Below are 14,038 nucleotides of genomic sequence, written 5' to 3' on the forward strand. Positions count from 1 at the left end.
TCTGAAGACCTCGGACGTCAAACTCATCGACCTCCAGCCCCAGGCCATCCTCGCCGCATGGCAGCGGGGGGACATCGACGCCGCGTACGTCTGGCTGCCGACCCTGGACGAACTGCGCAAGACCGGAACCCAGCTCACCAGCAGCAAGACGATCGGCAGCGCCGGCAAGCCCACCCTGGACCTGGCCGTCGTCTCGGACGACCTGATCGCCAGGGACCCGAAGGCGATCGACGCCTGGCGGAAGGCCGAGGCCGAGGCCCTGCGGCTGCTCAAGTCCGACCCCGACGGATCCGTGAAGGCCGTCTCGGCCGAACTCGGCATCAGCGCGGCGGACGCCGAGGCCCAGCTCGCCCAGGGCGTGTTCCTCACCCCCGAGCAGGTGACCTCCGCCGACTGGCTGGGCACCGACGGCAGCCCCGGCAAGCTGCTCTCCTACGTCACCGACACCGCGAAGTTCCTCGCCGGCCAGAAGCAGATCGACGCCACGCCGTCCGCGGACGCCGTCCGCAAGGCCTTCTACCTCAAGGGGCTGCCCGATGTCCTCAAGTGAGACGACGACGGCCACCCCGAGCACGGCGACGAAGACCGACGGCACCGTCCGGCTCCACGACGTCGTCCACCGGTACGGCCGGGGCGGCGAGGACGTCACCGCCGTCGGGCCCGTCGACCTGACCGTCCCCGCCGGCGAGTTCCTCGTCCTGGTGGGCCCCTCGGGATGCGGCAAGAGCACCCTGCTCCGCCTGATCGCCGGATTCGAGCGGCCGACCCACGGCACCGTGCGCGTGGCCGGCGACGAACCGCGGCCCGGCACGGCGGCCGGCGTGGTGTTCCAGACGCCGCGGCTGTTCCCGTGGCGGACCGTCGGCGGCAACGTCGATCTCGCCCTGCGGTACGCGGGCGTCGACCGGGCCCAACGGCCCGAACGGCGGGCGCGGCTGCTGGCCCGGGTCGGTCTGGAGGGCACGGAGAACCGGCGCACCTGGGAGATCTCCGGCGGCCAGCAGCAGCGCGTCGCGATCGCCCGCGCCCTGGCCGCCGAGAACCCCCTCCTCCTGCTCGACGAGCCGTTCGCGGCGCTGGACGCGCTCACCCGGGAGCGGCTCCAGGAGGACGTCCGCCGGGTGGCCGCCCAGACCGGGCGGACCACGGTGTTCGTGACGCACTCGGCCGACGAGGCGGTGTTCCTCGGCTCCCGCATCGTCGTGCTGACCAAGGGACCCGGGACCGTCGCCCTGGACCTGCCGATCGACCTGCCGCGAGGCGACGTCGACGCCGACGAACTGCGCGAGTCACGCGAGTTCGCCGAACTGCGGACGCGGGTCTCCCACGCCGTGAAGACCGCCGCGGCGGGCTGACCGCCCCACCACGCAAGACATCGAAGAAGGGACACACCCGTGAGCATCCTCAGCGTCCGGCCCCGGACGGCACAGCTGCCGATCACCCCGCTCGGCCCGAGCTTCGGCGCCGAGATCCGCGGCATCGACCTCGGCGGCCTCGACGACGACCAGGTCCTCGCGCTCCGCGAAGCACTCGTCCGGTACAAGGTGCTGTTCGTCCGCGGCCAGGACGGCCTCGACGACGCCCAGCAGATCGACTTCGGCAGGCGCCTGGGCGAGGTCACCGTCGGCCACCCCGTCCACGACTCCGGCGACGTGGCACCCGAGGTGTACAGCCTGGACAGCCAGGACAACGGCTTCGCCGACGTGTGGCACACGGACGTGACGTTCGTCCGCCGGCCGCCCGCGATCTCCGTGCTGCGGGCCGTGGTGCTGCCGCCCACCGGCGGCGACACCAACTGGGCCGACAGCCAGCTCGCCTACGAGTCGCTGTCCCCGGGCCTGCGCGCCTACGTCGACACGCTGACCGCCGTCCACGACGGCAGCCGCGAGTTCGGCTACTACCTGGCCCAGCGCCGGCAGGGCCGGGGCAACCTGTGGGAGGGCGAGACGTTCACCGAACTCGTGCCGGTCGAGCACCCGGTGGTCCGCGTGCACCCCGAGAGCGGACGCAAGGGCCTGTTCGTGAACCCCGGCTTCACCTCGCACATCGCCGGCGTCTCCGAGCACGAGAGCCGCGGCATCCTCGACATCCTCTACGCCCACCTCACCAAGCCGGAGCACGTCGTGCGCAACCGCTGGCAGCCCGGCGACGTCGCCCTGTGGGACAACCGCAGCACCGCCCACTACGCCAACCGCGACTACGGCGACCAGCACCGCGTCATGCACCGCATCACCCTGCGCGGTGACACACCCGTGGGCCCGGCCACGGCGCGGGCCACGGACAGGTAGGCCGACCCGCCGGGCCGGCCCGCGACTTCGTCAGTCGATGCAGAACTCGTTGCCCTCGATGTCCAGCATCGGAATGCACGCATCGGTGCCGTCGTACAGCGTCCGCACGTGCACGGCGCCGAGCGGGACCAGCCGTGCGCGTTCGGCGTCGAGTGCGGCGAGGCGCTCTTCTCCCACGAGCCCCGTGCCGACCCGCACATCGAGGTGCACGCGGTTCTTGACGGCCTTTCCTTCGGGAACGCGCTGGAAGTACAGCCGCGGGCCCACGCCCGAGGGATCGACGCAGGCGAACCACGCGTCCCGCTTCTCGGGCGGCTGAGCCTGCCGGTACTCGTCCCACGTGGCGAACCCCTCGGGCGGCGGCGGCACGACGTACCCGAGCACCTCGCACCAGAAGCGAGCGAGGCGCTCGGGTTCCGCGCAGTCGAAGGTGACTTGGAACGTCTTGGTCGATGTCATCGGTCCTCCATGTCGGCGCGTCCGGCTCCGGTGACGCGCGGTGTGATCGCCGTGGGGTCGTTGGTCAGTCGGTGGTGCGCAGCAGCAGCTTGCCCGTGGACGTGCGTCCGCCGATCAGCCGGTGCGCGTCGGCCGCGTCGGACAGAGGGAACTCGGCGGTGACCGGAAGGGTCACCGTTCCGTCGAGGACGGTACGCAGGGCGCGCTCGGTCAGGGCCCGCAGGTCGTCGGGGGAGGACCGGGCGAGGGCGAGCACGGGGAAGCCGCCGACGGAACGGCCCCGCGGATACAGTTCGGCCTGCCCGGCGTGCCAGGGCTCGGCGCCGCCGGCGTTGCCGAACGACACCAGCCGCCCGAAGACCGCCAGCACCTCCAGGCCACGCCGCAGGGTGCCGCCCCCCACCGGGTCCAGGACCAGGTCGACGCCCCTGCCGCCGGTCACCCGGCGGACGTCCGCGTCGAAGGTGTCGGACCGGAACACCTCGTCGTAGCCGTACTTCAGCGCATGGGCGGCCTTGGCGTCGCCGGAGACCACTCCGAACACCGCGCCGGCGCCCGCCGCCCGGGCCAGCTGCCCGACCGCCGTGCCGATCCCGCCCGCCGCGCCGTGCACCAGCACACTCTCCCCGGCCCGCAACCGCCCCACCTCGTGGACCAGCGCGTGCGCGGTCGGCAGAACGGTCGGCAGCGTGGCCGCGGTCCGCAGATCCAGCCCCGCGGGCAACGGAAGAACCCGCGCGGCCTCGGCGAGCACGACCTCCGCGTAACCGCCGCCGTCGACGAGCGCGGCGACCTCCTGCCCCACCCGCAGCCCCTCCACGCGCTCCCCGACCGCCCGCACCCGCCCCGATACCTCCAGGCCCGGACGGTGGGGCAGCGACGCGACCCGGTACCCGTCGGCGCGCGCCTTCACGTCCGCGAAGTTCACCCCCGCCCACCGGGTCTCGACTCGACCGCGCGCATACGTCGGACCACCCCTCCACGAGTGTTCAACCGGAAGCGAACACCAGCCTCCTCACGGCCCTGTCCGCGCTCGCGGACCCCGTGCGTGTCCAGCTGGTCCGCGAACTGGCCAAGCACCCCGACTGGGCGCTCAGTTGCAGCAGCTTCGACGTACCGGTCGGCCGGGCGGCGAAGAGCCACCACTTCGCGGTCCTGCGCGGCGCCGGCCTGGTCGAACAGCGCGACCAGGGCCCCAGACGCCTCAACCGACTGCGCCGCGAGGAGTTCGACGCCCGCTTCCCCGGCCTCCTCGACCTCACCCTCCGCGCCGACGGGACCGAGTGACGGCGGCCGATTCTTGGGCCGGGCGTTCGCGGCGATGAGTTTCCGGTGGTCGTGCGGTCTACCCGTCGACGAAGGGAGCGCACCATGCGCAAGATCATCGTTTGCACGTTCCTGACGCTGGACGGCGTCATGCAGGCACCGGGAGGCCCGGACGAGGACGCCGAGAGCGGTTTCACGCACGGGGGATGGCAGAAGCCCGTGGACGATGAGGAGGTGGGCGAGGCCATCGCCGGCTGGTACGAGGCGTCCGACGCGATGCTGCTCGGCCGCAAGACGTACGAGATCTTCGCGTCGTACTGGCCGACCGCCGACCCCGGCAACCCGTTCACCGAGCGGATGAACAGCATGCGCAAGTACGTGGCGTCCCGGACCCTGACGTCCGTCGAGTGGCAGAACTCCACGCTGCTGGAGGGCGACGTCGCCGACGCCGTACGCGAGCTGAAGGCGTCCGACGGCGGCGACATCAACGTCGTCGGCAGCGGCGACCTCGCCCAGACCCTCATGCGGCACGGCCTCGTCGACGAGTACCGGCTGACCGTCCACCCGGTGATCATCGGCACCGGCAAGCGACTGTTCGCCGACGGAGCGATCCCCACCGCGCTGGAGCCGGTCAGTGTCTCGACGACGAAGGGCGGCACCGTCGTAGGCGTCTACCGCCCGACCGGCGAGCCGACCTACGACAGCTACTAGCCGCGCCCCTTACCCAAGGTGATCACTCCTGCCGCAAGGCCGTCACCAGCTCGCGCGGCAGGCCGTGGGTGTCGTGGAGGTAGTGGAAGTCGTCGTCGTCCAGCGGTCCCCGGAAGCGGGGCCGGGCGAGTACCTGCCGGCCGCGTTCCAGGAGCCGGGTGAAGCGCCGCTCCTCGTCGGTCAGCATCTGGTGGACGAGGGCGGGGTCGCCCGTCTGCCGGAAGTGGTCGAGGGTGTGGGAGACCAGCTCGACGGGCAGGTCACCGAGCCGGCGCGACGGATCGTCCCGCCACAGCAGGGTCAGCACCCGCCGCACCAGGCGCCGCAGCACATAACCCCGCCCGGTGCCGGCCGGGCGTACGCCGTCGCCGATCACCACGACGGCCGACCGCAGGTGGTCGCAGACCAGGCGGAACGACGGCTCGTCCAGCGACCACAGCCCCGGCACCAGCCGCCGCCAGGGTTCGAAGACGTCGCCGTCGTACACCGACGGCTCGCCCTGGAGCAGTGAGGCCAGGCGTTCCAGACCCATCCCGGTGTCGACATTGCGCTGGGGGAGCGGCACCAGCCGGCCGTCGTCGAGCCGGCGGTGGCGCATCATGACGTGGTTCCACACCTCCACCCAGCGGGAGTCGCGCGTCGGCGTCGAGCGGGGCGGGGTGTCACCGGTCCACAGGAAGATCTCCGAGTCGGGACCGCACGGGCCGACGGGCCCGTTGGACCACCAGTTGTCGTTCACCGTGAGCTCCACGGGCACGCCCCGCTCCTGCCACAGCTCCAGTGAGGCGGTGTCCAAGCCGACCTGGTCGTCACCGCCGAACACGGTGGCGTGCAGCAGCCCCGGATCGACACCGAGGCCCTCGGTGAGGAACCGGTGACCCCAGTCGAGGCTCCGCACGCCCTCGTAGTCGCCCAGCGACCAGGTGCCGAGCATCTCGAAGACCGTGAGGTGGGTGCTGTCACCGACCTCGTCGAGGTCCGTGGTGCGCAGACAGCGCTGCACGTCGACCAGCCGCCGGCCCAGCGGATGGGGGCGGCCCTCCAGATACGAGGTGAGCGGATGCATGCCCGAGGTGGTGAACAGGACCGGGTCACCGGGCGGCGGCAGCAGCGTGGAACCGCTGATCCGGTGGTGGCCCCGGTCCTCGTAGAACTCGACGAACGTGCGGACGATCTGCTCGGTGTCCATGGGACGGCTCCTTCGCGCATGTGACGGGAAGGCGCCGGAGAACGGGACCGGGGGAGATCGTCGCACCGAGGCGAGGGCGTCGGAACGCCACGTGACCACCGACGGGCCGTTTCCGGTCGCCGGTGGGGGTGGGGAGAAGGTCAGGCGGCGGCAACCGGCGAGCTGGTCGCTCGCGCGGTCGCGAAGATGCTTCGGCCGATGACGTTCATGCCGACGAGGATACGGCCCGCGGCCCCTCCCGGCACGTGAATTTCCCGGGAGGGGCCGACGGAGCGTGCGTGGTCAGTCGAACGGGGCGAGGGTCAGCCGGGCCTGCGCGGGGTTGCCGTCGTGGACCAGCGACTCGTGGTTGCCCACGTCGTCGAAGGCGAAGGCGTACGCCTTCCCGTCGGTGGTCCGCTCGTGGATGGCCCGCGCGTAGTGGTTGGTCACCGAGTCCTGGTAGAAGCCGGACGCCGACGTGTCCGGCTGGTTCGGGTTGGTCAGCAGCGTGGAGCGGTTGAACCCGGCGCACAGCGTCCGGGAGATCGGGCCGCGCACCAGGTCGTTGGGGGCGTCCAGAAGTCGGTGGCAGCCGAAGACGCTGGACGCGTCGGGCTTCTGGAAGCTCGTCACGACCGCTCCGGCGCCGTTGGTGAAGTTCATGACGCCACCGGAGACGCGCCCGAAGTACTTGGTGCCCGGCTGGTCACCGAACGGGGTCACCGTCAGGGTGCTCGTCGTGTACTTCTGCCAGACACGGTCGATGTAGCCGTTGAGGACGGACGCGGGCAGCGCCCCGGTCTCCAGGCCGTACAGGGGCGCCAGCGCCCGCAGGACGGTGCCGTCGGACCGCGTCTGGATCAGGCCCGACCAGCCGGGCTGCGCGCGCAGCGCGTCGAACACCCCGCGGTAGCCGCCCGGCTTGAGCTTGCCCGTGGTGAGCACACCGCCGTCGGAGCGCTGCACGCCGACGGAGTACGGGGCCGAGAACATGTCGACCTGCGTGCTGTTGAGCCACAGCCCCGAGTCGTTGAGCGTGTACTCGGACCAGTTGAACAGGATGTCGCGGTTCGGGTCGCTCGGGTTCTGCACGGCCGGCTGCACCAGGCCGCCGGTGGTCAGCCGGAAGTCGAGCTTGCGGCCGTAGGAGAAGTAGATGCGTCCCGACAGCTTGGGGATGCGGATGGTCTTGGTCTGTCCGGCGGCCGGTCCGGGGATGGACGCGTCCGGTGCGGGTGTCGGAGGGTTGCCGCCGGCCGGCCAGGCGTGGAAGGCCCCGGCGGCGTCCGCCCAGCCCTGCTGCCCCGATGTCAGGGACGTGCCGAGGGTGTAGACGTAGACGGCGTCACCGCGGCCGGAGTCGTTGGTGATCGCCAGGGGGATGGTGTCGGGCACCGCGGCGCTCGCGGGCGGTGCGGGGGCGGCCGTGAGCAGAGCGCCCGTGAGTCCGGCGACGCCGGCCACGGCGAGCAGTCCGCGTTTCAGGGATGACAGCACTCTCCACCTCCGTGCGGGTGTGGGGGATGGTCCGTACCAGTGTGTGAGAGCGCTCTCAGCGTCCCGCCGTGCCGCGTTCATGTCAACGCCTGGGAGCGTGCTCGTGGCGGAACGGGCAACGGGATCTGTCCGGGCGGGGCCGCGGGCGCCGCGTCGGCGGGGGGCGGCGCGCCTGCTCGGCTAGCGTGGGCCGGGCGCGAACGGGAGCCGTGCCCGGTCGGCGACTGGCGCCGGCGATCGGCGATCGGTGACTGGCGCTTGGCGTCCTGCATACGGTCCGGTGCGCGCGTCGAGGTAGAGCGAGGAGAGAGTCACGGAAGGACGCGGTCGTCGCGAGGCCCCGGCCGGGACGCGGCAGCGAGGCGGCGGGCTGAGCGACGTGTGGCTCACGCGGCTGCTGGCTTTCTCCGCCGGAGCGGTCAACGCGCTGGGCTTCCTCTCCCTCGGCGGGGTCTTCACCAGTGTCGTGACCGCCAACTCCGCGATGATCGGCATCGGGCTGGGCGGCGGCCGGCCGGCCTTCGGCGCGCTCGCGGGCCTGGCGGTGCTCGGGTACGTGCTGGGCGCGGCGGGCGGCAGTTGGACGGCGGCCCGTGCGCAGCGGTCCGCGCCGGCGGCCGGCTTCCTGCTCCTCGAAGCAGTCCTGCTCTGGACCGTCGCCGTCTGGTGGGCGGCGGCGGACGGTCATCCCGGCGGTGCCGCCCGCACCGTCATGCTGGGCCTCGCCTCGGCGGCGATGGGGTGCCAGAACGCCGGCGTGCGCGTCTCCCTGGGCGCCCACGTGGCGACCGCCTATCTGACCGGCATGCTGACGCAGGCCGTCGCCGAGGCGGTGACCCGGAGACGTCTGCAACGGCGGGCCCTGATGACGGTGGGGCTGCTGATCTGCGGTGCCGCCGCGTTCGCCCTGCTCGGACGGTGGCTGCCGGGTGTCGCCGGGATGCTCCCCGCGCTGCTGGTGACGGGGGCGTGGCTGACCTGGCACGCGCCCACACGAGCGGACCCGGCGACTTCTGCCTGACGCCACGTCAGAATGCTTGTTGCCGAGGGTACTTCGGCGTCAGGGCCGGTCAGCCGACATGGTCGCCGGTTGCGGTGGCGAGGTCCGCGGCGAGGGCGCCCAGCCAGACCTCCACGTCGATCAGGACCGACAGGGCGTCCGGCGCGGTCCCCGACGACACGGCACCGGCGGGCAGCGGGGCGACGCGGACCCGGACGCCGCCCTCCGGCGAACCGGCCGCCGTGAGACTCGCGGACGCCAGTTCGTCCGCCGCCTCGTCGACCCAGCGCAGGAGGGCCGGCGGGAGATGCGGGGTGCCCTCGGGCGACGGCAGCCAGTAGGCACCGACCAGGACGCGGGAGCCGTAGTTGAGGGCGGCGAGCCAGTCGGGACCGCCGTCGGACGTGCCGGGTACGGACTCCGTGCGGTACTGCGCGTAGGCCGCCTCGGCGATGCGCAGCCGGTGCAGCACCGGCCAGAAGGGCCCGGCGGCGCCCGACGGACGAGGGGCGGGGGTCTGGCCGGTCGCGGCCCGGGCGGTGGCCCGCACCAGGGGAGCGGCGGCCCGGAACAGTTCCCCGGCGCTGCGCCGCATCTCCGACCGGGCGCCGGTGGGCCAGGCCAGCAGGCCGCACAGCAGCCCGACCGCGCTGCCGGTCAGCACATCGACGAGCCGGGCCTCCTCCAGCCGCCAGGTCACCGGGGAGATCTGTGCGAACGCCGTGGAGACGACCAGGGTGAACAGGCCCTGCGCCCAGGCCGGTCCGCCGACGGGCCCCACAGAGAAGGCCACCAGCATCGTAGGCACCAGCAGGCACTCGTAGACCACGGTGGCGTCACCCGCGCCGATGAGGAGCGCGCCGGCGGCGACGGCCCCGACCAGGGTTCCGACGGCGGCCGACCGCACGGTGGACCAGGTGGCACCCGCGGTGGTGCGGGCCAGGGTGAGCACGCTGAGCAGGACCCAGAAGCCGTGGGACAGGTCGAGCGTCCCCGCGACCAGCCGGGCGAGGGCGAGCCCCAGGGCCGTACGGACCGCGTTCTGGAACACCACGGAGCGCGGGGTGAGGTTCCCGCGGATCCGGACCAGCCACAGACACGGCACCGGGAGCCCGGCGTACCAGAACTGCTCGTGGGCCGGCCCCGGCACCGAGCGGCGGGAGCCGGCCGCCAGGGCGGCGGCCGTGCGCGCGGTCACGGCCGACATCGCCACGGTGAGCAGGGTCGAGCGGCGCCGCAGCAGGGCGTGCACGGGGCCGGCGTTCCGCTCCAGGGGCTGCCCGCGCTCGGCCACGAACTGGGCGGTCATCTCCTCGACCAGCTCAGGACCGGCGGCGGGACGTTCCCCGCGCAGCTCGGCCGCGGTGTCGGCGCAGGCCGCCGCGACGCCGCGCAGCAGGGCCAACGACGCCGTGTCGGCCGGGGACGCGGGCAGCCGGGCGAGTGCGGCGAGCTGGTCGAGCAGGCGACGCGTCGCCGAAGCGGCCTGGGCCAGCGCCCGGTCCCTTCGGCCCGCACCGGTGGGCCGGGTGCCCGGCGACTGCTGGGAGAAGCGCAGATCCCGGCCCGCCGCCTCCAGCCGTGCGGACAGGCTCGGAGGCACGCTGTCCGCCCGGGCCAGCAGGCCCGCGGCACGGGCCGCGAGGTCGAGGGCGTCGGCGGTCCGCTCGTGGTACGGCCGGTGCCGCGGCTGCGCGAACAGCAGCAGTTCGCACAGGGCCAGCGAGGCCGCGCCGAGCGCCAGCCCGGCCAGCCGCTCGGGCAGGGTGTCCGGGGCGTAGGGCGGGAAGCAGGCAAGGATGTAGCAGAGCTGGAGTCCGGGCACGACGCCGGCGAGCCGGGGAGCGCACGATGCCGTGAGGACCAGCGCGAACCCGACCAGCAGCATGCCGGCGGCCGCCGACCAGGCCGCACCCGCGAGGACCGTCCCGAGGCAGACCAGGGCGGCGGCCCCCGGAGCCACCCGCAGCACGGTCCCCGCACGGTGGCGGCCCCCGCCCGGCAGGGGCGACAGGATGCCGAAGGCGATCGGGATGAACAGGGCGTAGAGCGCGACGACCGGCTGGTCCAGCAGATGCGCCGCGGGATAGAACGCGACGGCCGCCGCGACGGTGACGCGCACCGCGCGCCGCCCCGCCCCGAACGACGCGGCCGGCGACGGCAGTCTCCCCATGGGCGTCCCTCCTCGGCGGCCGGACCGGGCCCCGGCCCGCCGGTGCGCGGCTTCGCACGGCGACACATCATGCCGAGGCGCGGCCACCCGGACGGGCCGCCGCACCAGCACCCCGGCGTGCCTCGCCCGACCGGCGCAGCGGCGGCGCGCCTCGCGGCAGCGGTGTGCGCGACGGGTCGGAGGCACCCCGGCGACGGGTCGGAGGCACCTCAGCGACGGGACGGAGGCACCCCCGGGCGTGCGACGCGGCGGGCCCTGCGGTCGCGGCAGGCACGGAAGGTGCGCGACAGTTGCCTCATGTGTGGCCGGTATGCCTCCACCCGCAGCCCCGAAGACCTCGCCCGGCAGTTCCAGATCACGGACCGGGACCTCGGCGACCCCTTGGCGCCGAGCTGGAACGTCGCGCCGACCGACGAGGTGTGGGCCGTCCTCGAACGCACCCCGCGCGACGCCTCGGCCGACGCTCCCGCGGCACGGCACCTGCGGACGCTGCGCTGGGGCCTGGTGCCGTCCTGGGCCAAGGACACGAAGATCGGCGCCCGGCTGATCAACGCCCGCGTGGAGACCCTTCACGAGAAACCGGCCTTCCGCACCGCGTTCGCCCGGCGCCGCTGCCTCCTGCCGGCCGACGGCTTCTACGAGTGGCAGCGCGTCGAGGACCCGCAGACGGGGAAGGTCCGCAAGCAGCCCTACTTCATCCACTCCGCGGACGACCACGGGATGGCCCTGGCCGGGCTGTACGAGTTCTGGCGCGACCCGGACGCCGGGCACGAAGACGATCCGTCGGCCTGGCTGACGACCTGCACCATCATCACCACGGAGGCCACCGACGCCGCCGGACGCGTCCATCCCCGGATGCCGCTGACCGTCGCCGAGGAGCACTACGACGCCTGGCTCGACCCCTCCCGTCAGGACACCGGCGCACTGCGCGACCTCCTGGAGCAGCCCGGCGGCGGACGGCTCGACGCCCGACCCGTCTCCACGGCCGTCAACAACGTCCGCAACAACGGTCCGCAGCTGGTCGAGGCGGTCACCGGCCCGTCATCCGGAACCACTCAACCCGGTTGAGACCCCGGCCCATGACCAACGGCCGCCTCGCGAAAGACCAGTTGAAGACCGTCCGTCCGGCGGCGAGGATGGCGTCATGCGAAGCATCATGGTCATGGACGCCCCCTCCAACCTGGGCCTGCGCCCACCGGCCCCCGGCACCGTCCCCGGCTGCTACAAGCTGGCCGGGGCGCTGCGGGACAACGGGATCGTACGCAGGCTCGGCGCCCTCGAAGGAGGCGTCGTCGTGCCGCCCCGCTACGACCGGGGCGACTGGCAGGAGGGCGACGGCGTCTTCAACGCCGGCGCCATCGCCGCGTACACGCGTACCCTCGCCGACCGCATCGAGCCCCACGTGTCCGCGGGTCACTTCACCCTGGTCCTCGGCGGGGACTGCTCCATCCAGCTCGGCGCCGCCCTCGCCCTGCGCCGCCTCGGCCGGTACGGGCTGGTGTCGATCGACGCCTCCCCCGACTTCCGCCACCCCGGTACCTCCGACCGGATCGGCGCCGCCGGCGGCGAGGAACTCGCCCTTGCCACCGGGCGCGGGCAGGAGGACCTGACCGACCTCGAAGGACTGCGGCCCTATCTCCGGGACGAGGACGTCCGGCTCTTCGGCACCCGGGACGCGTTCGTGGACGACGAGGACGTCGCCGAACTCCGCGCGCTGAAGGTCCCCGTCACCACCGTCGCCGACCTGCGCCGCGCCGACCCCGCCGACCTCGGCGCCTCGACCGCCGCCGACCTGGAGGCGACCGCCCAGGACGGCTTCTGGGTCCACCTGGACGCCGACGCGCTCGACCCCTCGGTGATGCCGGCGGTCGACAGCCCGGACCCCGACGGGCTGCTCCCCGGCGAACTCACCGCCCTGCTGCGCCCGCTGGTCCGCTCCCCGCGCTGCGTGGGCCTCAACATCACCATCTACGACCCCGACCTCGACCCCGACGGCACCGCGGGCGCCCTCCTGACCGACCTGGTGGTGGCCGCCTTCACCGCCGACTGAGAGGCGCGGCGGCCGTCAGGAAGCCGGCCGCCAGCCCAGCGCGGGAGCGAGCCGCCCGGCGATGTCGGTCAGTATCTGCTCGTAGTCCTCCGGGGCGAAGGTGAACGGCAGCGCGAAGGCCACCTCCTCCACCTCCCGGTACGCCGCGTGGGCCCGCAGGCGCTCCGCGATCCACTCGGAGGGGCCCACGAGGTCGGGCGCGAACAGCAGACGGGCCGGCCCCTGCGGCTGCCGGGTGCGGGGGAGGCGCTGCGCGGCGTACTCCTCGTACCTGGCGCGCTGTGCGGCGTCGGCCGAGTCGGTGGGAATCACCACGAGCCCCTGGGAGACCCGCGCGGCCTCCCCGTCGGGGTGCGCCGCGCGGAAGGCCCGGACGAGGGAGAGCTGGATCGCGGCGAAGTCCGCGGAGCCGGCGCCCTGTTCGGGTCCCTCGGCCTTGACCACGCTGCTGGTGAGGAGGCTCATCGCGTTCTCCCCGGCCCAGCGGGCGGAGCGCAGGCTGCCGCCCCCGTACCACATCCGCTGCCGCAGGCCGGGGGAGTGGGGCTGTACGCGGTCGGAGTAGCTCTCGATGCCCTCCGTGCCGCTGAAGTCCGTGACCGGCACTCCCGCGACGTGGTCGAGCAGGCGCCGCGCCCGCGCGTACCCGAACTCCTCCTGCTCGGCGGTGTCCGGGTACAGCGCGTCCTTCACCTTCTCGTAGTGCGTCGGCAGTCCGATGCTCACGCCCGGGTTGAAACGGCCACCGGACAGGATGTCCACGGTCGCCCAGTCCTCGGCGAGACGCAGCGGGTTCTCCCACCCCAACGGCGTGACGGCGGTGCCCAGTTCGATGCGGCTGGTGCGCTGGGTGGCGGCCGCGAGCACCGCCACCGGCGAGGCGATCCCGTACTGGAGATGGCGGTGGCGCACCCAGGCGCTGTCGAAGCCGAGCCGTTCCCCGAGCTCCAGGATGCGCAGCGTGTCCTCGTGCCCGCGCCCCGGATCCGCCTCGTCGAACAGCCCGATCGTGAGGAACCCCAGCTTCTTCAACTGCCTGCCGCTCATTCCCGACTCCCACCCACCGGCGTCCACAAGGCTCTGCCACCTCTCAACAGATGGATCATGCCCCCTCACCACCGAGGGGCGGGCCCTGCGGGACGTGCATCGCCCGGGTGTTCACGAGAACGCAACACCGGAGGGCTACGCGTCCCGCTCCGCGACGAAGACGCAGAACGGGTGGCCCTCGGGGTCCCGATAGACCCGGAAGCGTTCCTCGTCGTCGGGATCCGGCCGGTCGCGGTTGCTGAGCAGCCTGCCGCCGAGGGCGAGCACGCGCTCGTGCTGGTTCCGCAGCTCCGCCAGGGAGGCGACGCTCAGGTCGAGGTGCAGCTGCTGAGGCACCGGGCCGTCGGGCCAGTCCGGTGCGCGCAGGCTCGTCACA

13 protein-coding genes and 2 pseudogenes are annotated in these 14,038 nt (G+C 73.3%); 8 read left to right on the forward strand and 7 right to left on the reverse strand.

The features are described 5' to 3' along the window. The 3 genes and pseudogenes from GTW67_RS28905 to GTW67_RS28915 form a co-directional block, all read left to right on the forward strand. Positions 1-550 (forward strand): annotated as a pseudogene (locus tag GTW67_RS28905) (ABC transporter substrate-binding protein); the annotation flags it as partial. Next, entirely contained in the window at positions 537-1,355 is an 819-nt protein-coding gene (locus GTW67_RS28910; RefSeq protein ID WP_161167700.1) for an ABC transporter ATP-binding protein, read from the forward strand. The pseudogene GTW67_RS28905 and the gene GTW67_RS28910, both read left to right, overlap by 14 nt. 39 nt (positions 1,356-1,394) lie before the next feature. After that, positions 1,395-2,288 carry a TauD/TfdA family dioxygenase gene (locus tag GTW67_RS28915; protein WP_161167701.1) on the forward strand — a complete coding sequence of 298 codons (894 nt, stop codon included), beginning with the start codon at positions 1,395-1,397 and terminating at the stop codon, positions 2,286-2,288. A gap of 30 nt (positions 2,289-2,318) precedes the next feature. Here GTW67_RS28915 and GTW67_RS28920 read toward each other — a convergent pair whose 3' ends face one another. Both GTW67_RS28920 and GTW67_RS28925 read right to left on the reverse strand, forming a co-directional pair. Next, positions 2,319-2,747, reverse strand: a complete 429-nt coding sequence (locus tag GTW67_RS28920) for a VOC family protein (protein WP_161167702.1) — start codon at positions 2,745-2,747, stop codon at positions 2,319-2,321. Positions 2,748-2,811: 64 nt separating this feature from the next. Further along, positions 2,812-3,684 (reverse strand): annotated as a pseudogene (locus tag GTW67_RS28925) (quinone oxidoreductase family protein); the annotation flags it as partial. An 86-nt stretch (positions 3,685-3,770) separates the two neighbouring features. Between GTW67_RS28925 and GTW67_RS28930 the strand changes: the two are divergent. Both GTW67_RS28930 and GTW67_RS28935 read left to right on the forward strand, forming a co-directional pair. Continuing rightward, positions 3,771-4,034: an ArsR/SmtB family transcription factor gene (locus GTW67_RS28930; protein WP_161167709.1), complete on the forward strand. Its 264-nt coding sequence runs from the start codon at positions 3,771-3,773 to the stop codon at positions 4,032-4,034. A gap of 84 nt (positions 4,035-4,118) precedes the next feature. Further along, positions 4,119-4,724: a dihydrofolate reductase family protein gene (locus tag GTW67_RS28935; protein ID WP_161167704.1), complete on the forward strand. Its 606-nt coding sequence runs from the start codon at positions 4,119-4,121 to the stop codon at positions 4,722-4,724. A 22-nt stretch (positions 4,725-4,746) separates the two neighbouring features. On the opposite strand, the gene GTW67_RS28940 is transcribed toward GTW67_RS28935, so the two are convergent. After that, positions 4,747-5,913 (reverse strand): alanine--tRNA ligase-related protein, encoded by a 1,167-nt coding sequence (locus tag GTW67_RS28940; protein ID WP_161167705.1) that lies wholly within the window; start codon positions 5,911-5,913, stop codon positions 4,747-4,749. A 282-nt stretch (positions 5,914-6,195) separates the two neighbouring features. Continuing rightward, positions 6,196-7,392 (reverse strand): beta-1,3-glucanase family protein, encoded by a 1,197-nt coding sequence (locus GTW67_RS28945; RefSeq protein ID WP_161167706.1) that lies wholly within the window; start codon positions 7,390-7,392, stop codon positions 6,196-6,198. A 379-nt stretch (positions 7,393-7,771) separates the two neighbouring features. Here GTW67_RS28945 and GTW67_RS28950 point away from each other — a divergent pair, with 379 nt between their 5' ends. Then, positions 7,772-8,413, forward strand: a complete 642-nt coding sequence (locus GTW67_RS28950) for a YoaK family protein (protein ID WP_346010769.1) — start codon at positions 7,772-7,774, stop codon at positions 8,411-8,413. 49 nt (positions 8,414-8,462) lie between these two features. On the opposite strand, the gene GTW67_RS28955 is transcribed toward GTW67_RS28950, so the two are convergent. Beyond that, positions 8,463-10,565 carry an FUSC family protein gene (locus tag GTW67_RS28955; protein ID WP_161167707.1) on the reverse strand — a complete coding sequence of 701 codons (2,103 nt, stop codon included), beginning with the start codon at positions 10,563-10,565 and terminating at the stop codon, positions 8,463-8,465. A 297-nt stretch (positions 10,566-10,862) separates the two neighbouring features. On the opposite strand from GTW67_RS28955, the gene GTW67_RS28960 reads away from it, so the two are divergent. Continuing rightward, positions 10,863-11,633 carry an SOS response-associated peptidase gene (locus GTW67_RS28960; RefSeq protein WP_161167708.1) on the forward strand — a complete coding sequence of 257 codons (771 nt, stop codon included), beginning with the start codon at positions 10,863-10,865 and terminating at the stop codon, positions 11,631-11,633. Between the two features lie 76 nt (positions 11,634-11,709). Further along, entirely contained in the window at positions 11,710-12,615 is a 906-nt protein-coding gene (locus GTW67_RS28965; RefSeq protein WP_161164892.1) for an arginase family protein, read from the forward strand. A gap of 15 nt (positions 12,616-12,630) precedes the next feature. On the opposite strand, the gene GTW67_RS28970 is transcribed toward GTW67_RS28965, so the two are convergent. Then, entirely contained in the window at positions 12,631-13,662 is a 1,032-nt protein-coding gene (locus GTW67_RS28970) for an LLM class flavin-dependent oxidoreductase (RefSeq protein WP_161164891.1), read from the reverse strand. A gap of 135 nt (positions 13,663-13,797) precedes the next feature. Further along, the coding region (locus GTW67_RS28975) for a VOC family protein (RefSeq protein ID WP_272920542.1) at positions 13,798-14,038 on the reverse strand (241 nt) is incomplete at its 5' end.

It is taken from the genome of Streptomyces sp. SID5910, assembly GCF_009862125.1.
Taxonomy (GTDB): domain Bacteria; phylum Actinomycetota; class Actinomycetes; order Streptomycetales; family Streptomycetaceae; genus Streptomyces.

What these genes read in the sequence shown, in the direction of transcription:
- GTW67_RS28910 (WP_161167700.1), top strand. Translation starts at nt 537, where the DNA reads ATGTCCTCAAGTGAGACGACGACGGCCACCCCGAGCACGGCGACGAAG.
- GTW67_RS28920 (WP_161167702.1), bottom strand. Translation starts at nt 2,747, where the DNA reads ATGACATCGACCAAGACGTTCCAAGTCACCTTCGACTGCGCGGAACCC.
- GTW67_RS28935 (WP_161167704.1), top strand. Translation starts at nt 4,119, where the DNA reads ATGCGCAAGATCATCGTTTGCACGTTCCTGACGCTGGACGGCGTCATG.
- GTW67_RS28940 (WP_161167705.1), bottom strand. Translation starts at nt 5,913, where the DNA reads ATGGACACCGAGCAGATCGTCCGCACGTTCGTCGAGTTCTACGAGGAC.
- GTW67_RS28955 (WP_161167707.1), bottom strand. Translation starts at nt 10,565, where the DNA reads ATGGGGAGACTGCCGTCGCCGGCCGCGTCGTTCGGGGCGGGGCGGCGC.
- GTW67_RS28960 (WP_161167708.1), top strand. Translation starts at nt 10,863, where the DNA reads ATGTGTGGCCGGTATGCCTCCACCCGCAGCCCCGAAGACCTCGCCCGG.
- GTW67_RS28965 (WP_161164892.1), top strand. Translation starts at nt 11,710, where the DNA reads ATGCGAAGCATCATGGTCATGGACGCCCCCTCCAACCTGGGCCTGCGC.
- GTW67_RS28970 (WP_161164891.1), bottom strand. Translation starts at nt 13,662, where the DNA reads ATGAGCGGCAGGCAGTTGAAGAAGCTGGGGTTCCTCACGATCGGGCTG.